12 protein-coding genes and 1 tRNA gene are annotated in these 20,014 nt (G+C 66.4%); 6 read left to right on the top strand and 7 right to left on the bottom strand.

What is annotated here, in order from left to right; all coding sequences use genetic code 11:
• The first annotated feature begins 1 nt into the window (after position 1).
• The 4 genes from ASE75_RS05205 (at position 2) to ASE75_RS05190 (ending at position 6,695) form a co-directional block, all read left to right on the top strand.
• Positions 2-1,717 (top strand): alpha-amylase family glycosyl hydrolase, encoded by a 1,716-nt coding sequence (locus tag ASE75_RS05205; RefSeq protein WP_082463821.1) that lies wholly within the window; start codon positions 2-4, stop codon positions 1,715-1,717.
• 6 nt (positions 1,718-1,723) lie between these two features.
• Positions 1,724-2,746: a glycosyltransferase family 4 protein gene (locus ASE75_RS05200; protein WP_055930002.1), complete on the top strand. Its 1,023-nt coding sequence runs from the start codon at positions 1,724-1,726 to the stop codon at positions 2,744-2,746.
• A gap of 121 nt (positions 2,747-2,867) precedes the next feature.
• Entirely contained in the window at positions 2,868-4,808 is a 1,941-nt protein-coding gene (locus tag ASE75_RS05195; protein ID WP_055931005.1) for a CocE/NonD family hydrolase, read from the top strand.
• 246 nt (positions 4,809-5,054) lie between these two features.
• Positions 5,055-6,695 carry an NAD(P)/FAD-dependent oxidoreductase gene (locus ASE75_RS05190; protein ID WP_055929995.1) on the top strand — a complete coding sequence of 547 codons (1,641 nt, stop codon included), beginning with the start codon at positions 5,055-5,057 and terminating at the stop codon, positions 6,693-6,695.
• A gap of 145 nt (positions 6,696-6,840) precedes the next feature.
• Here ASE75_RS05190 and lepA read toward each other — a convergent pair whose 3' ends face one another.
• Complete coding sequence (lepA, locus tag ASE75_RS05185) at positions 6,841-8,652, bottom strand: translation elongation factor 4 (protein WP_055929992.1); 1,812 nt, start codon at positions 8,650-8,652, stop codon at positions 6,841-6,843.
• A 228-nt stretch (positions 8,653-8,880) separates the two neighbouring features.
• Between lepA and ASE75_RS05180 the strand changes: the two genes are divergently transcribed.
• Positions 8,881-8,957 (top strand) — tRNA-Pro (locus ASE75_RS05180).
• Positions 8,958-9,172: 215 nt separating this feature from the next.
• On the opposite strand, the gene ASE75_RS05175 is transcribed toward ASE75_RS05180, so the two are convergent.
• The gene (locus tag ASE75_RS05175) at positions 9,173-10,612 is read right to left on the bottom strand and encodes a phospholipase D-like domain-containing protein (RefSeq protein ID WP_055929990.1); all 1,440 of its coding nucleotides are present in this window, start codon (positions 10,610-10,612) and stop codon (positions 9,173-9,175) included.
• Between the two features lie 235 nt (positions 10,613-10,847).
• Here ASE75_RS05175 and dinB point away from each other — a divergent pair, with 235 nt between their 5' ends.
• Entirely contained in the window at positions 10,848-11,939 is a 1,092-nt protein-coding gene (gene dinB, locus ASE75_RS05170; protein WP_268796022.1) for a DNA polymerase IV, read from the top strand.
• Between the two features lie 28 nt (positions 11,940-11,967).
• Here the strand turns inward: dinB and ASE75_RS05165 are convergent, their stop codons facing one another.
• From ASE75_RS05165 to glmU, 5 genes are all read right to left on the bottom strand, one after another.
• Positions 11,968-13,821 carry an ATP-binding protein gene (locus ASE75_RS05165; protein ID WP_055929985.1) on the bottom strand — a complete coding sequence of 618 codons (1,854 nt, stop codon included), beginning with the start codon at positions 13,819-13,821 and terminating at the stop codon, positions 11,968-11,970.
• Positions 13,818-15,719: a putative bifunctional diguanylate cyclase/phosphodiesterase gene (locus ASE75_RS05160; RefSeq protein WP_055929983.1), complete on the bottom strand. Its 1,902-nt coding sequence runs from the start codon at positions 15,717-15,719 to the stop codon at positions 13,818-13,820. The genes ASE75_RS05165 and ASE75_RS05160 overlap by 4 nt, the downstream gene beginning before the upstream one ends.
• 125 nt (positions 15,720-15,844) lie before the next feature.
• Positions 15,845-16,741, bottom strand: coding sequence for an ROK family protein (locus ASE75_RS05155; RefSeq protein WP_055929980.1), 897 nt, complete (start codon positions 16,739-16,741; stop codon positions 15,845-15,847).
• Complete coding sequence (gene glmS, locus ASE75_RS05150) at positions 16,738-18,561, bottom strand: glutamine--fructose-6-phosphate transaminase (isomerizing) (RefSeq protein WP_055929977.1); 1,824 nt, start codon at positions 18,559-18,561, stop codon at positions 16,738-16,740. The genes ASE75_RS05155 and glmS overlap by 4 nt, the downstream gene beginning before the upstream one ends.
• Before the next feature lie 35 nt (positions 18,562-18,596).
• Positions 18,597-19,952, bottom strand: a complete 1,356-nt coding sequence (glmU, locus tag ASE75_RS05145) for a bifunctional UDP-N-acetylglucosamine diphosphorylase/glucosamine-1-phosphate N-acetyltransferase GlmU (RefSeq protein ID WP_055929974.1) — start codon at positions 19,950-19,952, stop codon at positions 18,597-18,599.
• Positions 19,953-20,014: the final 62 nt, after the last annotated feature.

Below are 20,014 nucleotides of genomic sequence, written 5' to 3'. Positions count from 1 at the left end.
CATGACGACGGAAAGCGCGCCCTGGTGGCAATCGGGTACGATCTATCAGATCTATCCGCGATCCTTCCAGGACAGCGACGGCGACGGTATCGGCGACCTGCCCGGCATCGAACAGCGGCTGGACCATCTGGTCGACCTTGGCGTCGACGCGGTCTGGCTGTCGCCGATCTTTCCGTCGCCGATGGCCGATTTCGGCTATGACGTGGCCGACTATACCGGCGTGCACCCCGCCTTCGGCACGCTCGCCGACCTCGACCGGCTGATCGCCGGGCTGCACGCGCGGGGGCTGAGGGTCATCCTCGACTTCGTGCCCAACCACAGTTCCGACCAGCATCCCTGGTTCGTCGAAAGCCGGTCGAGCCGCGACAACCCGAGGCGCGACTGGTACATCTGGCGCGATGCCGGACCGGGTGGCGCGGTTCCCAACAACTGGGTCAGCGATTTCGGCGGCAGCCCGTGGGAATGGGACGCGGCCACCGGCCAATATTACCTGCACACGTTCCTGAAGGAACAGCCCGACCTGAACTGGCGCAACCCGGATGTGCAGGCCGCGATGATGGACGTGCTGCGTTTTTGGTTCGACCGCGGCATCGACGGCTTCCGCATCGACGTGCTGTGGCACATCGTCAAGGCGGACGGCCTGCCCGATAATCCGCTGAACCCCGACTGGACCCCCGACCGGACCGAGCGCGACCGTGTGATCCAGCTACACTCGACCGACCAGCCCGAGGCGCACGCCATCTCCGCCGAGTTCCGCGCGCTGGCCGACGATTACGCGACAACCACGGGACGAGAGCGCGTGCTGATCGGCGAGATCTTTCTCCCCAACGCCGCCCACGCGCGCTGGTACGGGACGCCCGATCGACCGCAGGTCCATCTGCCGTTCAATTTTCAGCTGATCGAGAACCGCTGGGACGCCGCCGTCCTCGCCCGCACCATCGCCGACTACGAAGCATCCCTGCCCGCCCATGGCTGGCCCAACTGGGTGATCGGCAGCCACGACGCACCCCGCATCGCCGCGCGCATCGGCGAGCCACAGGCCCGCGTCGCGGCCATGCTGCTGCTGAGCCTGCGCGGTACGCCGACGCTGTATCAGGGCGACGAAATCGGCGTCGGTCCGGTAACGATCCCTCCGGACCGCATCCGCGACCCCCAGCATTTCCGTCAACCGACGCTGAACATCGGCCGCGACCGGTCGCGGACGCCGATGGCGTGGAACGACGGCGCGAACGCCGGCTTCACCACCAGCGATCCCTGGCTGCCGCTGCACGCCGACTGGCGGACGCGCAACGTCGCGGCGGAACGCGCCGATCCGGCGTCGATGCTGGCCCTCTACCGCGCGCTGCTCGCGCTGCGCCGGACGGAACCGGCGCTGGCGATTGGCACGATGACACAGGTTTCGGCCTCCGACGATGTGCTGGTCTATCTGCGGCATCACCGCGACCGGACGCTGCTGATCGCGCTCAATATGAAAGATGAAGCGCGCACCGTGCCGATCCCTGCGGGGGTCGTTCCAGACGAAATCCTCCTCTCGACCCATGGCCCCTCCTGGTCCCCCCGCAAAAGCCAGGGTCTGGTCCAAGGCAACCCACAAACCGGAGTCCTGCTCGGCACTGGATTCCCGCCAGCGCGGGGAAACCGGGAGGTCCGTCAACCATTGACCCTGCGCCCGAACGAGGGCGTCATCCTCTCCACCCGCCCCGCCCCGAAAGCCTGACAGATCATGACCGCCCCCTTACGCATCGCCATGCTCGGCTCCATCTCCTGGCGCACGCCGCCGCATGGCTATGGCCCGTGGGAACTCGTCACCAGCCTGCTGACCGAGGCGCTGGTCGCGCGCGGCGTCGACGTCACGCTGTTCGCCACACAGGATTCGCAGACCGCCGGCACGCTGTCCGGCCCGGTCCCGCGCCCCTATTCCGAAGACCCGTCGATCGACGCGAAGGTCTGGGAAATGGCGCATGTCGCCGAGGTGTTCGAGCGCGCGGGCGAGTTCGACATCATCCACAACCAGGCCGATTTCGTGCCGCTCGCCTTTTCCCGGCTGGTCGATACGCCCGTCGTCACGACCATCCACGGCTTCGGGTCGGACCGCATCCTGCCGATGTACAAAAGATATGACGACCGCGTCGCCTATGTCGCGATCAGCGATGCCGACCGGCATCCGTCACTGACCTATGCCGCGACGATCCATCACGGCATTGCCCTTGATGATTTCCCCTTTGATCCAGCGGGCAGCGAAGACTTGCTGTTCTTCGGTCGCATCCACCCGGACAAGGGCGCGGGCGAGGCGATCCGCGCCGCCGCCGCCAGCCAGCGCCGGCTGGTGATGGCCGGGCTGGTGCAGGATCAGGGCTATCATGATCGCGAAGTCGCGCCGTTTATCGACGGTGACCGCGTGACGCACCTCGGCATCGTCGGCGGTGCGCGCCGCGCGCAGGTGCTGGGATCGGCAAAGGCACTGCTCCATCTGATCGGCTTCGACGAACCGTTCGGCCTGTCGGTCGCCGAGGCGATGGCTTGCGGCACGCCGGTCATCGCGTATCGGCGTGGGTCGATGCCCGAACTAATCGAGGACGGCGTCACCGGCTTCCTGGTCGATACCTTCGACGAGGCGGTCGCAGCGATCGGCCGGATCGGCGAGATCGACCGCGCCACCTGCGCCCGGATCACCCGTGAACGCTTCGGCGTCGACCGGATGGCGGACGAGTATCTGGCGCTCTACCACCACCTGCTGAACCGCTGAACGGGGCCGAAACGAACCTGTCGACAATCGCCGGCGGCGCGTTACTCTTGCTGGCATAATGACCGGGAGCGGTGCCAGTCCGGCGCAGGCGACCCGGTCCGGCCTCAAGGATCACACCGCCATGCGTTTCGGGTTCGTTGCCTTCGCCTCCACCGCCCTGCTCTCCACGATGGCCATCGCCCAGACGACGCCATCCGCGCCGTCCGCCTTCCCCGCCGGCCCCAGCGATATCCCGGCCAAGTTCGTGCCCCCGATCGGCGAGCGCGATTACGACAAGCGCGAAATGATGATCCCGATGCGCGACGGGACGAAGCTGTACACCGTCATCGTCGTGCCCAAGGGGGCGACCAACGCGCCGATCGTCCTCACCCGCACCCCCTACAACGCCGCCGGCCGCGCCAACCGCAGCGACAGCCCCAAGATGCTCGACGCGCTGCCGCTGGCCGACGAGATCTTCGTCAAGGACGGCTATATCCGCGTCTATCAGGATATTCGCGGCAAATACGGGTCGGAAGGCCAGTATGTCGTAACCCGCCCCGTCATTGGCCCGCTGAACCCGACCAAGGTCGACCACGTCACCGATGCGTACGACACGATCGACTGGCTGGTGAACAAGGCGAACCTGCCCGAAAGCAACGGCCGCGTCGGCATGATTGGATCGTCGTACGAGGGATTCACCGTCGTCATGGCCCTGCTCGCCCCGCACCCCGCGCTGAAGGTCGCGGCCCCCGAAAGCCCGATGATCGACGGGTGGATGGGCGATGACTGGTTCCACCACGGCGCGTTCCGCCTTGCCAACATCGCCTGGCTCGGCAGCCAGACCGGCTACAAGGGCGCGGGCAAGGCCCCCTCGACTGGCGGCTGGGACGATTACGACAATTTCCGCGAGGTCGGCTCGGCCGGCGACTGGGCCAAGAAGTCCGGGTACGACCAGTTGCCCTTCTGGCAGCGGATGGTCGCGCACCCCTCCTACGACGCCGAATGGCAGGGGCAGGCGCTCGACAAGATGCTGGCCGCCAACCCGTCCAACGTGCCGACGCTCTGGGAACAGGGCCTGTGGGATCAGGAGGACATGTACGGCGCGATCACCTCGTGGGAGGCGCTGAAGGCCAAGGGCAAGATAGGCAACAACCACCTCGTCATGGGGCCGTGGCGGCATAGCCAGGTCAATCGCGAGGGGCGTGAACTCGGGCCGTTCGAATGGAATGGCGACACCGCCGCGCAATTCCGTGAACAGATGGTCCTGCCGCTGTTCAACCAGTATCTTAAAGGAGGCCCGGCCGCCAACCTGCCCGCCGCCGCGATCTACAACACCGGTGAGAACCACTGGGACAAGTTCAGCAACTGGCCGCTCGCGTGCGAGACCGGCTGTGCCGCGCCGCTGAAACCGATCTATCTCCAGGCGAACGGCGGCCTCGGCTTCGACAAGGGCGTGGGCGGCGAGGACAGCTATGTTTCCGACCCCGCAAAGCCGGTGCCGCACCTGTCGCGCCCGGTGAACTTCAACGACGGCCGCTGGGGTGACTGGCTGGTGCAGGACCAGCGGTTCGCCGATGGCCGGCCCGACGTGATGACCTACCAGACGCCGGTCCTGACCGCCGCGATGCGCGTCTCCGGCGCACCGATCGCCGATCTGCTCGCCAAGACCACCGGCACCGACGGTGACTTCATCGTCAAGGTGATCGACGTCTATCCGGCCGAAAACGCGACCGACCCGAAGATGGGCGGCTATCAGCTCGCGATTTCGCAGGACATCTTCCGTGGCCGCTACCGCGACAGATTTGAAAAACCGACCCCGATTCCGGCCGGCAAGGTGCAACGGTACAAGTTCCGCCTGCCAACCGTGAACCACGTCTTCCAGCCGGGCCACCGGGTCATGGTCCAGGTCCAGTCGACCCAGTTCCCGGTCTATGATCGCAATCCCCAGAAATACGTCCCCAACATCTTCCTGGCCAAAAAGGCGGATTACCAGAAGGCTACCATCACGCTGGAGCGCGGTGGTGCGACGCCAAGCGCCGTCTGGCTGCCGGTCGTGCCGGTCGCGCAGACGACCCTGCCGTGAGATGACACGGGATGGGAGGGCGTGGGATGCGGTAAGGTGACGTTCCCGCGGCCCCCGACCTCCCCGGCGAAGGCCGGGGTCCAGTTGGGTAGGCGTTTGTCAGAAGGCACCGTCCTGCCGTTACGGCGACCCTGGCAACTGGTCCCCGGCCTCCACTCGAATGGTGCCGGCGCGGTAGTCGAGCGGGACGTGGCAAGCCGCCCACCAACGGTTCCAAACGCCCCCGCACCCCGCTACAGCCCGTCCATGCTACGCATCACCGAACTGAAACTGCCGCTGAACCACGCGGACGAGGCGCTGCCCGCCGCGATCCGCAAGCGCCTGCGCATCACGCCGCGCGATCTGTTGCGCTACACGGTCGCCCGGCGGGCGCACGATGCGCGCGACAAGATGGATATCCAGCTCGTCTATTCGGTCGACGTGACGCTGAAGGACGAGGCACCGGTCCTGGCCCGCTTCCGCAAGGACCGGCACGTCCAGCAGACGCCCAATACCGGCTATCGCTTCGTGACGAAGGCCCCCGCCGACTATGCCGGGCCACGCCCGGTGGTGGTCGGTGCCGGTCCGTGCGGCCTGTTCGCCGGGCTGATCCTGGCCCAGATGGGGTTCCGCCCGATCATCCTCGATCGCGGCAAGGTGGTGCGCGAACGGACCAAGGATACCTGGGGCCTGTGGCGCAAGGGCGTCCTGCACCCCGAATCCAACGTGCAGTTCGGCGAGGGCGGCGCGGGGACGTTCTCCGACGGCAAATTGTGGAGCCAGATCAAGGATCCCCGCCATCTCGGCCGCAAGGTGCTGACCGAGTTCGTGAAGGCCGGCGCGCCACCCGAGATCCTGACCGAGGCGCATCCGCACATCGGCACCTTCCGCCTCGTCACCATGGTCGAGGCGATGCGCGAGACGGTGGAGGCGCTGGGCGGCGAATACCGGTTCGAGAACCGGGTCGACGACATCGACCTGACCACCGATGCCGATGGCACCCGCCATGTCACTGGCCTGCACCTGCACACCGGCGAGCATCTGGCCGCGAGCCACGTCGTCCTCGCACTCGGCCACAGCGCGCGCGACAGCTTCCGCATGCTCCACACGCGCGGCGTCCATGTCGAGGCCAAGCCCTTTTCGATCGGCGTCCGCATCGAACATCCGCAGTCGTGGATCGACGAGGCCCGGTTCGGTCCCTGCGCCGGCCACCCGGACCTTGGCGCGGCGGCCTACAGCCTGTCGCACCACTGCAAGAACGGGCGGACGGTCTACAGCTTCTGCATGTGCCCGGGTGGCACCGTCGTCGCCGCGACCTCCGAACCCGGCCGCGTCGCGACCAACGGCATGAGCCAGTATTCGCGCAACGAACGCAATGCCAATTCCGGGATCGTCGTCGGCATCGACCCGGCGCGCGATTATCCGGGCGATCCGCTGGCCGGCATCGAACTGCAACGCCACTGGGAGTCGCTGGCCTATGTCGCCGGCGGATCGGACTACAAGGCCCCGGCGCAGAAGCTCGGCGACTTCCTGGCGGGCCGCCCCTCCACCACGCTCGGCAGCGTCGTGCCGTCCTACAAGCCGGGCGTGAAACTGACCGACCTCGCCGAATGCCTGCCCGATTTCGTCATCACCGCGATGCGCGAGGCCCTGCCCGCCTTCGGTCGCGAGATTCCGGGCTACGACCATCCCGACGCGGTCCTGACCGGCGTCGAAACCCGCACATCCTCACCCGTCCGCATCACGCGCGGCGACGATTTCCAGAGCGTGAATACTGCCGGCCTGTTTCCGGCGGGCGAAGGCGCGGGCTATGCCGGCGGCATCCTGTCGGCGGCGGTGGATGGGATCAAGATCGCCGAAGCGGTGGCGCTCAGCCTGATGGGGATGCCGGCCCGGGTCGGGGAATAGCGCCCGCTAGCCGTTCCCCGGCGAAGGCCGGGGTCCAGTCGGGACGGCATTTGTGGCCGAGGACGATCCTACGTTCGACTACGCCAACCCAACTGGACCCCGGCCTTCGCCGGGGACGTAAGAAGACGCCGGGGACCAGCAGGCATCAGCCATCATCCCCCATGCGCAGCGCGGCGATGAACGCCTCCTGCGGGATGCTGACCGATCCGTACTCGCGCATCTTCGCCTTGCCCTTTTTCTGCTTTTCCAGCAGCTTCTTCTTGCGACTTGCGTCACCGCCATAGCATTTCGCGGTCACGTCCTTGCGCATCGCGCTGATCGTCTCGCGCGCGATCACCTTGCCGCCGATTGCCGCCTGGATCGGAATCTTGAACAGATGGCGCGGAATGAGGTCCTTCAACCGCTCGACCATGCCGCGCCCGCGCACTTCGGCGGTGCCGCGGTGAACGATCATGCTCAGCGCGTCGACCGGCTCCTCGTTGACGAGGATGCTCATCTTGACGAGATCACCCTCGCGGTAGCCGATCTGGGTATAGTCGAAGCTGGCATAGCCCTTCGACAGCGACTTCAGCCGGTCGTAGAAATCGAATACCACCTCGTTCAGCGGCAGTTCGTAGGTCGCCTGCGCGCGTCCGCCGACATAGGTCAGGTTCTGCTGGATCCCGCGCCGGTCCTGGCACAGCTTCAGGATCGACCCCAGATACTCGTCCGGAACATAGATCGTCGCGCTGATCCACGGTTCCGAAATGCGCTCGATCTTGTTGGGATCGGGCATATCCGCCGGATTGTGCAGTTCCAGCTGCCCGCCGTCATGGCTCAGTTCCAGCTCGTACACCACCGACGGTGCGGTGGTGATGAGGTCCAGGTCATATTCGCGCGTCAGCCGCTCCTGGATGATTTCCAGATGCAGCAGCCCCAGGAACCCGCAGCGGAAACCGAAGCCCAGCGCGGCCGACGTCTCCATCTCGAAGCTGAAAGACGCATCGTTCAGCCGCAGCTTGGAAATGCTTTCGCGCAGCTTCTCGAAATCGGCGGCATCGACCGGGAACAGGCCGCAGAACACCACCGGCTGGACTTCCTTGAACCCCTCCAGCGGTGCCAGCGCCGGACGCTTGGCGTCGGTGATCGTGTCGCCGACACGGGTCTGCGCCACTTCCTTGATCTGCGCGGTGATGAAGCCCATTTCGCCGGTCGCGAGTTCGGTCAGCTGCTCAATCTTCGGGCGGAAACAGCCGACGCGGTCGACGAGGTGCGTCGTCCCGGTCTGCATGAACTTGATCTGCTGACCCTTTTTCAGCTTGCCGTCCATCACCCGCACCAGGATGACGACGCCCAGATATGGGTCGTACCAGCTGTCGACCAGCATCGCCTTCAGCGGTGCATCGGGATCGCCCTTGGGCGGCGGGATCTTGGTGACGATCGCCTCCAGGATGTCGGCGATACCGATCCCGGACTTGGCACTGGCCAGCACCGCGCCGGACGCGTCGATGCCGATCACGTCCTCGATTTCCTTGCGCACCTTTTCCGGTTCGGCGGCGGGCAGGTCGATCTTGTTGATGACCGGCACAATTTCGTGGTCATGCTCGATCGACTGGTACACGTTGGCCAGCGTCTGCGCCTCGACCCCCTGCGCCGCGTCGACCACCAGCAGCGCGCCCTCGCACGCGGCCAGCGAGCGGCTGACCTCATAGGCGAAGTCGACATGCCCCGGCGTGTCCATCAGGTTCAGGACATAGGTTTCACCGTCCTTGGCGGTATAGGACAGGCGCACCGTCTGCGCCTTGATCGTGATCCCGCGTTCCTTCTCGATATCCATGTTGTCGAGCACCTGCTCGGACATTTCGCGTTCGGTCAGGCCGCCCGTCTGCTGGATCAGGCGGTCGGCCAGCGTCGACTTCCCATGATCGATATGGGCAATGATGCTGAAGTTGCGGATTTTATCGAGCGGTGTGGACACGGGTGCGGGATCATTCCTGTAGAATCTGATCCGCCGTTAGCAGCTTGCACCCGCGATGCCAAAGCCTGACGCCGCTGCCGCCTCTTATCGCCCGATTGCCGCCACTCCACCCGTTTCGACGGCAGCGCCGAAAAAAGCATCCGCGACGCTTGCACCCGACACCACCGCTGGGTATAGGCGCGCCTCCAAGCACGAAGGCCTCGACACCGAGGCCCTTCGGGACTCCGTCGGGGAGTAGCTCAGCCTGGTAGAGCACTGCCTTCGGGAGGCAGGGGTCGGAGGTTCGAATCCTCTCTTCCCGACCATTTTCTGCAAGCCTTGGCGCAACTTCGTTGCGCAGGGCCGCAGTAAGAAACACTTCACATGTTGAAAATCGTTCGGCAGATGCTGGTCGATGTCGACGCGCGCCTGCCCTTGTCGTTTCACGCACTATCCACACGACCCGATCCAGGCCGCCGGCGAAGTTGACGAAACGACACCATCTCTGATGCAGGTCGTCAACTTCACGGCCATCATGCCGTCATTTCGGCTTGCGTAGGCGGCGGAACAGGCCGCGCTTGGTGAACCCTTCGAACATTTCCTCCGGCCCCTCGGGGTCGAGCACCTCGTTGTCGGCCAGCCACTCCTCGATCGCGCTCAGATCCGGCTCCTCGTACGGCACCAGCGTCTTCTGCCCGCTCTTGGGAGCAGCCCGCATTGCCTCGATCGTGGCGATCAGCGATCCGGTCTCCGCGATGCTCGCCGTCACCGCATCGGCATCGACACCCAGATGCTCGGCGATCAGTTCGTTGCGGATGGTGGCGATTCGCGCGCGCATCGCGTCATCGGTCGCGCTCAGCGACACGTCGCACTCGGTGTCGAGCCGAAGCGAACGATTGTTCATGTTCGACGATCCAAGCCGCAGGACGGTATCGTCGGCGATCAGGATCTTGGCATGGACATAGATTTCCGCTCCGCCGGCGGTTTCGGGATGATACATCCGCAGCCGCCCGTGCGTGTCGCGCCGGTGCAGCGCCTCCATCAACCGGCCGCGCGCGGTATCCATCGCGATCGGCTCCAGCCAGCCTTGCGCGCTATGAGGGTTGATGATGACGATGTCAGGGCAATCGACCGTATCGAGCCGTTTGGCGATCGCCTCGGCGATCCGGCGGGACGCGAAATACTGGCTTTCGATGTACAGATGCTCCCGCGCCGCCGCGATCTGGGCCAGAAACAGATCCTCGGATTCGTGGATTTCCTCCTGATCGGCCATCGTCGGAAACGTGCGAGCGATGCCGACGTCGACCTTTTCGAAATCGACCGCCAGACCCTCGGGCCAATTGTCGTGGATGCCAACCACCGGCTTCAGGGTCTTGCCCGACGCCAGCCGCCAGCGCTCGCGCGACAGATCGCCCAAGGCCGCCGCCGCCGCGCCCTGCACCGCGCTCGTCGCGTCATGCCAGGGTTTGTACGGCCCGCCGTTGGGGAAGACCCGTTTGGGATCGTCGTCGCGGTGCGCGCGCGTGTCCCAGCGATCGCCGGTCATGTCGATCCCGCCGCAGAACGCCAGCGAATCGTCGATCACGACGATCTTTTGGTGATGCGAGGCCCCCGCCGGGTGATGGTTGTCCAGCTTGGTATGAATGCGCGGATGCTTCATCCACTTCATGACCGTGAAGATGGTCTTGCCCCGGAACAGCGACTTGATCGCCCCCATGCCCCAGCGCAGCAGGTAGACCTCAAGCTGCGGGTTCTGCTCGACCAGCCAGTAGATATAGTCGCCGACCGATACCGGCCCGGGCAGGATCGCGTCGGACCGGTCGAGCGAAATCCGTGCATCGAAGTCCCAGCCGATCAGCATGATCCGCTTCCGCGCGCCAAGCATTGCGGATCGCGCGATCCGGAAATAATCCTCGGCATCGACGATGATGGACATGCGGTCCGCCTGTTCGATGCGCCACACATCCTTGCCCGGTGTCATGCCATTCCCCGTCGTCGCCCGCGTTCAAGACCGTCCGCTACACGAGGGAAGCCGACGATGCCCCCCGAAAATCGTTCATCTCCGCTTATGTTCCGCAACGGCCGATCTGGACCGGCACGCCATATTCTTGGTTTGTTCCGATTTGCTCTGGTCTGCAACCCGCCCGCGCGCTATTGACGGTCCCGACATGCTCCCGCCGGACATTCCCCACGACCGCCGGAACTGACGAGGCCCCGTGCAGCAACAGCCGCCCGATACGGCACCCACCAACCGCAAGATCATCCATGTCGACATGGACGCCTTCTATGCCTCGGTCGAGCAGCGCGACGCGCCGGAACTGCGCGGGCGGCCGGTCGCGGTCGGTGGATCGCGGGCGCGCGGCGTCGTCGCCGCCGCCAGTTACGAGGCGCGGCGGTTCGGCGTGCGGTCCGCGATGCCGTCGGTAACCGCAATCCGCCGCTGCCCGGATCTGGTCTTCGTGCCGCCCCGGTTCGATGTGTACCGCCAGGTGTCGGATAACATCCGCGCGATCTTCGCCGACTATACCGACCTGGTCGAACCGCTGTCGCTGGACGAGGCGTATCTGGACGTGACCCACGATCGCCACGACCTTGGGTCGGCCAGCGCCATCGCCGAACAGATCCGCCAGCGGATCCGCGCCGACACCGGGCTGACCGCGTCGGCCGGCGTCAGCTACAACAAGTTCATTGCCAAGCTCGCGTCGGACCAGAACAAACCCGACGGCATCTGCGTCATTCCGCCGGCAAAGGGACCGGACTTCGTCGCCAGCCTGCCGGTCAAGCGGTTCCACGGCGTCGGCCCGGTGACGGCGGCGCGGATGGAGGCACTCGGCATCCTGACCGGTGCCGATCTGCGCAACCAGTCGCTGACGTTCCTGACCGGTCATTTCGGCAGCCATGCGGGCTATCTGTACGCCGCCGCGCGTGGCGAGGACCATCGCCCGGTGCGGGCCAACCGCATTTCCAAATCGGTCGGGGCGGAGCGGACGTTCGAGACGAACCTGACCGAACCAGCCGACCTCGCCGCCGCGCTGGCCCGGGTCGCCGACGCGGCATGGCTGCGGATCGCGCGCAGCGACACACGGGGGCGGACGGTCACGCTGAAACTGCGCCACGCCGACTTCCGCACCATTACGCGCGCGCGATCGGTCAGCGACCCCGTTGCCGATCAGGCGGCATTCCTCGCCATCGGTCAGATGCTGCTGGACGACCTGTTGCCCGTGCCCGGCGGAGTCCGGCTGCTGGGGCTGACGCTGTCAGCGCTGACCGACGACAGCGACAACCGACAGCCGATCCTGCCGCTGTAATCCGGTTCACGCCCGCTGCTGCCAGCGATCACGCCGCCCGGCCCATCGCCTGGACGGGCGCGGACTTGAGCGTCAGCGTCGCGGTCGCACCCTGCCCCACGCCATCGCTGTCCAGCGTCAGGGCGCCGTCCATCGCGGTCATCGAATTGGCGCACCAGTGCAGGCCAAGACCGCCGGATTTCTGCGGACGCGTCGAAAATCCACGCTGGAACAGCACCGCCGCGCTGGCCTTGTCGAACCCCTCGCCATCGTCGCGAAAGCGGATGCGGGTCGTGCCGTCATGATCCTCGATCGTCACGGTGATCGTCCCCGACTGCCGCCCGGTGGCGGCGATCGCTTCGGCCGCGTTGCCGATCAGATTGCCGATTACCTGGCTCAGGATCACGCGGTTGCACAACACCATGTGCGGCTCGGCGGGGAAGCGAAAGCCGATCGACAACCCCAGCGTGTACCGCGCGATGCTGGCATTCCGAGCGATGACCTCGCTGACGTCGCACGGGTCGAGCAGCGGGCGTTCGTGCGCGCGCGCCTGCTGCGTGCCAATGATTTCCAGCACATGCGCCATCGCCTCGCGGCCGATCTGCAACTCGCGCTGCTGGGCGATCCGATTGGTCGTTTCGGTCTCGATCGCCGCCCCGACGAACGCGGTCAGCTTCTGCCGCCGTGCACCGTCGACATCCTCACGCGTCAGTTCACCCAGCGCGCGGTCGAGCATCGCGCGGTCAATCGCCGCGCCTTGCGCCACACCTTGGCTCAGGATCGTGCTGACCGGGGCCAGCGCGTTGCGGACGTTGTGCATCACCGCGACCGCGCTTTCCGTCCTGCCCAGCGCAAAGGACTGGGCCTCGATCTGTTCGCGCAGATCCTTCAACTGTTGCAGCATCGCATTGAAACTGCGGCCAAGCGATCCGAACTCGTCGCGCCGCCCCTCCTCCTCCAGCGCGCTGAGCGATCCCGACGCCCGCACCCGCTGCATGTGATGTTCGACCCGGTGAAGCGGTGCCAGGACCAGCACGTCGATCACGCGACGCAGGACGACAAGGACCAGTAACAGCAGCACGGTCGAGCCCGCGACCGCCAGCATCAGCATCCGCCGCCCAAGCACCGATACGTCACGCCCGACCGTAAAGCGCGCGCTGGCCACCGCGCGCCCGTCCGCACCGACGATCGGAACGCCGATGCCGATCGCACCGCGAGTCGTCGTGACCGCGCCCGCCGTCGCGACCGGCACCGGATCGACGACCGCCCGCAACTGCAACAGCGCGGACAGTTGCGCCGACGTCAGCAACCGCGCCATCAGCACATGCCCGACCCCGCCACCGCTGCCATCCGATCGCCGGATCGGCGCGATACCGATCGCCGCGATGTCAGCCCCAAGACGCGCGTAGAAGCCACGCCGCGTCGTCCGCCAGTCCATCGCCCCGGCCATCGTGGCCAACGCGGCACGGTGCCTGGCATCATCGCCGCTCGCGGCCGCGTCGCGCCAGCGCGACAGGACGACCCGACCGCCGGCATCGACATAGGCGACACCCTGCATCCCGACATTGCGCAAGGCGCGGGCGGAGATCCCGTCGAGATTCGTCGCCGAAACCGCCCCGGTCATGTAGCCATGGCTGGCGTTGGAGTCGCCATAATCGCGCGCCGCACCATCGGCCTTGGCGGCATAATCGACCAGTGCGGCGCGGGTCCGCGCGACATGGCCGGCGACGGCGCGCGATTCCAGCTTGCTGAAGCTCGGCGTGATGACGGCGGCGAGCAATATGGTGATGCCGATCGCGCCGACGACCCCGACGACCGTCAGGATCAGCACCAGCTTGGATCCCAGCGAGATCGGTTCAAGGCGCAACCGCGTCAGGCGGCCCGCCAGCGCCGACCAGGTCATCCGGCCATCCCGACCGCACGCGGCATCGCCACGGGGATCTCAGGACCGCACAGGAACCGCGCAATCGCCAGCCGGTTCGCCTCGGCAATCGGCACCGGGCGCGACAGATGATAGCCCTGGAGATGCGATGCGCCGGCCAGCCGCAGCGCCTGCATCTGGGCTTCGGTCTCCACCCCTTCGGCAATCACGCCCAGGCCAAGCGAGCGGCCAAGATGGATGATCGACTGGACGATCGCCGCCGATTCCCGCTCGCGGCCCATGCCGTCGATGAACGACCGGTCGATCTTCAGGCAATCGAGCGCGAACTTGCGGATGTTATAGAGACTGGAATAACCGGTACCGAAATCGTCGAGCGCGATGCGAAATCCCATCTGGCGCAACCGGTACAGCGTATCCGCTGCCCGCTCGGCATCGTCGAAGATCGCGGTTTCGGTGATCTCGATCTGCAATCGGGCCGGCGAGATGCCCTCGCGCTCGACGCATTCCATGACATGGCCGATGAAATTGGTCCGGCGAAACTGGCGCGGCGAGAAGTTGACCGACACATACTGGCCGGGCCACGCCTTCATCACCCGCAGCGATTCCGCCAGCACCCAGTCGCCCAGGTCATGGATAAGATTGCTTTCCTCGGCGATGGGGATGAACACCGCCGGGCTGATCGGACCGTGCTCGACGGTGTTCCAGCGCAGCAATGCCTCGAACCCGACGATCTCCAGCGCCTCGCGCGCGACGATCGGCTGGAACACCAGGCTCAGTTCGCCCTTGTCGATCGCTTCACCCAGACCGGCCTCGATCCGGCGGCGCGACCGCATCCCCTCGTCCATGCTTTCGTCGAACGGCCGTGCGATCCCGCGTCCCGCCTTCTTGGCATCGTTCAGCGCCAGATCGGCGCGGCGCAGGACGTCGATCGGGTCGTGGCCCGCTGCCCCCTGCGTGACGACGACGCCGGCCGACGCCCCGCATCGAACGGCATGACCAAGCACGGTGATATCGACCGCGCAGGCGGCGATCATCCGGTCGCAGGCCATGACCGCCGGTTCGACACCGACCGTATCGAACACGATGCCGAACTCGTCACCGCCAAGCCGCGCGACCAGTGCGCCCTCGGGCGCAGTGGCCTGAAGGATCGCGCAGATTTCACGGATCAGCGCATCGCCGGCAAGATGCCCCAGCGTGTCGTTGACCAGCTTGAACCGGTCCAGGTCGATCATCACCGTAGCGAAACCACCCTCTGCCCGGGTCCGATCGCCCAGCGCGCGCAGGAACGCCAGCCGGTTCGGCGCGTCGGTCAGCGAATCGTGGTTGGCGATGTGGATCGCGCGGCTTTCGTTCGCGGCCAGTTCCAGCCCCTGCTCCTCCAGCAGCAGCACCTGCGCCGACAGCATCGCCCGCGTCGCGGCCAGTTCGCGGTCGATTTCCCACCGGCGGCCAAGTGCTGTCGCGGTCTGGACAATTTCGCCGACCTCGAACGGCTTGGCGATGTAGAACAATTTGTCGGCCGGTCCCGCCACCCTTGCAATCTCGATCGGCGAGAAGTCGGAATAGCCGGTGACGATGACCAGGTTGATATCCGGGTCGATCGCGCGGATCCGCCGCGCCGTCTCGCGCCCGTCGATACCTGGCGGCATCCGCACGTCGATGAACGCGACCGGGAACGGATCGCCAGCGGCAACGGCCCGCTCGACCTCGGCCACCGCGTCCAGCCCCTGATGGTGCAGCGTCAGGACGAAATCGGGCTGCGGATCGGCGTCGGGCGCGTCGCCGGCACGATCGTCGCCGAACAGGTCGGACGCCATCGCGTTCAGTGCATCCTGCTGCCCGGTCGTGCGGCCGCCCTTGAAACTGCGGACGTAGGACTCCTGAACAGCCTGTTCATCGTCGACGATCAGAATCCGCATGACGTCACCGTTGCGTTGCGAGCGATGGCGTCGCCCGTGGGAGGGGACGACGCGCAAGTCTCGCTGCACGCCATCGGAATGGTGTCAGCGGTAAACGGGGATGGTTAAGGGGCCGTAAACGCTGTTCAGCCGCTGGCGGCGACCGCCTGTGCGCCCAGCACGATCGCCCCCAGCGGGCCGGCACGATTGCCAAGTGCCGCGCCCACGACGAACGTATCGACCTGCGCGACCTCGGCCAGCGGGACGTAGCCGTTCAGGCTGCGGGTCATCGCCTCGCGCACCTGTGGGAACAGGTGATCGACCCCGGTCATCACCCCGCCGCCCATCACGATCCGACGGGGGATGCCGGTCAGCACCAGGGTGTGGAGCAACTGGCCCAGCGTGTGGCTGACCGTGGCCCAGGCGGGATCGTCGGCGGCCAGCGTGTCGGCCGACCGTCCGGTACGCGCGGCGATGGCGGGGCCGGCGGCCAGTCCCTCGACGCAGCCGCCATGAAACGGGCAATTGCCGATCCAGTCGTCGCCGGGCAGCCGGACGGGACGGATATGCCCAAGTTCCGAATGGGTGAGGCCATCGACCGGTCGTCCGCCGGCGATCATGCCAACGCCGACCCCGGTGCCCACCGTGACATAGGCCAGATCGTCCAGCCCCCGTCCCGCGCCCCACCGCGCCTCCGCCAAGGCCGCACCGACGACGTCGGTGTGAAATCCGACCGGCAGGCCGTAGCGCCGGCCGATCCGCGCGGCGACATCGACCCCGGCCCAGCCCGGCTTCGGCGTGGCCGTGATATAGCCATAGTCGCGGGCCGAGCGGTCGATCGACACCGGCCCGAAGCTGGCGATGCCGATACCGGTAAACCCGCTCCAGCGGTCGAGCACCGCCTCGATCGCCGCCAGCGTTTCATCCGGACGGGTCGTCGGGATGCGGACCTCGTCCTCGACCGAATCCGGCCCGCGCGCCAGGATGCAGATGCATTTGGTGCCGCCGAGTTCGATGCCGGCGATCAAGGGAGCGTCGCTCATTCGACCGTCACGCTCTTGGCCAGGTTGCGCGGCTGGTCGACGTCGGTGCCTTTCAGCACCGCAACATGATAGGCGAGCAGCTGGACCGGCACCGCATAGACGATCGGCGCGATCAGCGGGTGGACCTTGGGCATGGTGATCGTCGCCATGCAGCCATCGCCGGCCGCCTCGACCCCATCATAATCGGAGATCAGCACGACCTTGCCACCGCGCGCCTGCACCTCCTGCATGTTGGACACGGTCTTCTCGAACAGCGGTCCCGATGGCGCGATGACGATCACCGGTACATTTTCGTCGATCAGCGCAATCGGCCCGTGCTTCATCTCGCCCGCCGCGTAACCTTCGGCGTGGATGTAACTGATTTCCTTCAGTTTCAGCGCGCCCTCCAGCGCCAGCGGATAATCGGTCCCACGCCCCAGATACAGCACATCGCGCGCGCCGGCGATCAGCGGGGCCATCGCCTCGATAGACTCGTCATAAGCGAGCGCTGCGTTGATGGCGGCCGGTGCCTCGCCCAGATGCCGCACGATCGTGCGTTCCTGATCGGGTGTCAGCCGCCCACGGGCGCGCGCCAGATTGGCCGCCAGCGCGGCGAGCACCGCCAACTGGCAGGTGAACGCCTTGGTCGAGGCGACGCCGATTTCCGGCCCGGCGTGGGTCGGCAGCAACAGGTCCGCCTCGCGCGCCATCGTGCTGGTCGGCACGTTGACGACGACCGCGATCTTCTGCCCCTCGGCCCGGGCGTGGCGCAGGGCGGCCAGCGTGTCGGCGGTTTCGCCCGACTGGCTGATGAACAGGGCGAGGCCGCCTGTCTCCATCACCGGTTCGCGGTAGCGAAACTCCGACGCCACGTCGATGTCGACAGGCACGCGCGCGAACTGCTCGAACCAGTATTTCGCGACCATCCCGGCGTAGAAACTGGTGCCGCACGCGACGATCGTCACGCGGCGGATATCGGACAGGTCGAACTCCGGGATCGGCAGCGACAATTCGCCTTCCATCCGCTTCAGGTACGAGCGCAGCGTCTGCGCGACGACGATCGGCTGTTCGTAGATCTCCTTCTGCATGAAGTGGCGGTGGTTGCCCTTGTCGATCAGCGCACCGGTCACGCCCGACAGCGTCACCGGCCGCTCGACCGCCACATTGTCGCGGTCGTAGACCTGCGCGCCGTCGCGGCGAATGACGACCCAGTCGCCCTCCTCCAGATAGGCGATGCGCTGGGTCAGCGGCGCCAGCGCCAGCGCGTCGGAGCCGAGATAGGTTTCACCATCACCATAGCCGACTACGAGCGGCGAGCCGAGCCGCGCGCCGATCAGCAGGTCGGGATGGCTGCGGAACAGGATCGCCAGCGCGAACGCGCCGTGCAGCCGGGGCAGAACAGCGCGCACGGCCTCGACCGGGTCCATCCCGCCTTCGACCTTTTCGCTGACGAGATGCGCGACGACCTCGGTATCGGTTTCGCTGGTAAATACCCGGCCGCGCGCGACCAGCTCCTCGCGCAACGTCTTGAAGTTTTCGATGATCCCGTTGTGAACGACGGCGACTTCGCCGGTCGAATGGGGATGCGCATTGCTGGTCGTCGGGCCGCCATGCGTCGCCCAGCGGGTGTGCGCGATACCGATCTCGCCGGGTAGCGGGTGATCGGCCAGTTCGCTGGCCAGGTTCTTCAGCTTGCCCGATGCGCGTCGCCGCTCGATCACGCCATCGTGGACGGTGGCGATACCAGCGGAATCATAGCCGCGATATTCCAGCCGCTTCAATCCGTCGAGCAGCCGGTCGGCCACTCCCGAGGTTCCAAGAATCCCGACAATTCCGCACATTGGCTAGACTACCTTCGATAGAATATATTGAGCGATCACTTGGCGGCCTTGCGCGCGGCCATGCGAGCGCGAAACTGCGCAGCCCAGCCGTCGCGGGCGGTCTGCGGTGGTCGGACGAGCGCCAGTGCGTCGTCAGCGACATCGGTGGTCACGACGGAGCCGGCCCCGACGATTGCGCCGGCACCGATGCTGACCGGCGCGACCAGTGCCGAGTTCGAGCCGATGAACGCCCCCGCCCCGATCTTCGTACGATATTTGAAGTACCCGTCGTAATTACAGGTAATCGTACCAGCACCGATGTTTGCGCCGGCACCGATATCGGCATCGCCCAGATAGGACAGGTGACTGGCCTTGGCCCCGTCGCCCAGCACCGCCTTTTTCATCTCGACGAAATTGCCGACCTTGGAGTCCCGGCCCATCACGGCACCCGGCCGCAGACGGGCGAATGGACCGACCTCCGCCCCCGTACCGACCGTCGCGCCCTCGATATGGCTGAAGGCGTGGATGACGACGCGGTCGGCGACGGTCACGCCGGGGCCGAACACGACGTTGGGCTCGATGACCACGTCGCGCCCGATAACGGTGTCATGCGCGAACCAGACCGTGTCGGGCGCGATCAGCGTTGCGCCGTCCGCCATCGCCTGCATCCGCCGCGCCGCCTGCCAGTCCCCCTCGACCGCCGCCAGTTCGGCGCGACTGTTGACGCCGGCGACTTCGCCCGCCGCCGTCTCGATCACCGCTGACCCACGCCCATCGGCCGCCGCCAGCATCACGATATCGGGCAGATAATATTCCCCCGCCGCATTGTCGTTGCCGACGCGGGCCAGCAACGCGAACAGATCGGCCGATCGCACCGCCATCAGCCCGGAATTGCACAGCGTTTCCGCGCGCTCCGCTTCGCTCGCGTCCTTGTATTCGACCATCTTCGTGATTCGCCCGTCGGCATCGGCGATCACCCGGCCATAGGCTCCCGGATCGGCGGGACGGAAGCCCAGCACGACGGTTGCCGGCGAATCATTGGCCTGCAACCGGTCGAGCATCCGCCGCATCGTCGCCGACGTGACCAGTGGCACGTCGCCATACAGGATCAGCACATCGCCGGAAAATCCATCCAGCGCAGCTTGCGCCTGCGCGACCGCGTGACCGGTGCCCAACTGTTCCGCCTGCAACGCGGTGGCGATCCCGAGCGGTGCGACCGCCGCTTCGACCTGCTCGCGCCCCGCGCCAGTGACGACCACCGTTGCCGCCGGTGACAAGGCCGCAACGCTATGGGCCAGATGCAGCAGCATCGGCCGACCGGCGATGGGGTGGAGAACCTTGTGCAGGTCCGATTTCATCCGGGTGCCCTTGCCGGCGGCGAGGATTATCGCGGCGATCGCTTGCGTCGTCATATCACCACTCGCTGCCACGAAAGCCTTGCCAAAACCATAGCATGGCGGCACCCGCGCCACCG

The organism is Sphingomonas sp. Leaf17, assembly GCF_001421505.1.
GTDB lineage: Bacteria > Pseudomonadota > Alphaproteobacteria > Sphingomonadales > Sphingomonadaceae > Sphingomonas.
This window is presented reverse-complemented; position numbering and strand designations above follow the sequence as displayed.

Coding starts and splice junctions, on each gene's coding strand:
- ASE75_RS05200 (WP_055930002.1), top strand. CDS start 1,724: ATGACCGCCCCCTTACGCATCGCCATGCTCGGCTCCATCTCCTGGCGC.
- ASE75_RS05155 (WP_055929980.1), bottom strand. CDS start 16,741: ATGAGCGACGCTCCCTTGATCGCCGGCATCGAACTCGGCGGCACCAAA.
- ASE75_RS05205 (WP_082463821.1), top strand. CDS start 2: ATGACGACGGAAAGCGCGCCCTGGTGGCAATCGGGTACGATCTATCAG.
- ASE75_RS05175 (WP_055929990.1), bottom strand. CDS start 10,612: ATGACACCGGGCAAGGATGTGTGGCGCATCGAACAGGCGGACCGCATG.
- glmS (WP_055929977.1), bottom strand. CDS start 18,561: ATGTGCGGAATTGTCGGGATTCTTGGAACCTCGGGAGTGGCCGACCGG.
- ASE75_RS05190 (WP_055929995.1), top strand. CDS start 5,055: ATGCTACGCATCACCGAACTGAAACTGCCGCTGAACCACGCGGACGAG.
- ASE75_RS05195 (WP_055931005.1), top strand. CDS start 2,868: ATGCGTTTCGGGTTCGTTGCCTTCGCCTCCACCGCCCTGCTCTCCACG.
- ASE75_RS05165 (WP_055929985.1), bottom strand. CDS start 13,821: ATGACCTGGTCGGCGCTGGCGGGCCGCCTGACGCGGTTGCGCCTTGAA.
- ASE75_RS05160 (WP_055929983.1), bottom strand. CDS start 15,719: ATGCGGATTCTGATCGTCGACGATGAACAGGCTGTTCAGGAGTCCTAC.
- glmU (WP_055929974.1), bottom strand. CDS start 19,952: ATGACGACGCAAGCGATCGCCGCGATAATCCTCGCCGCCGGCAAGGGC.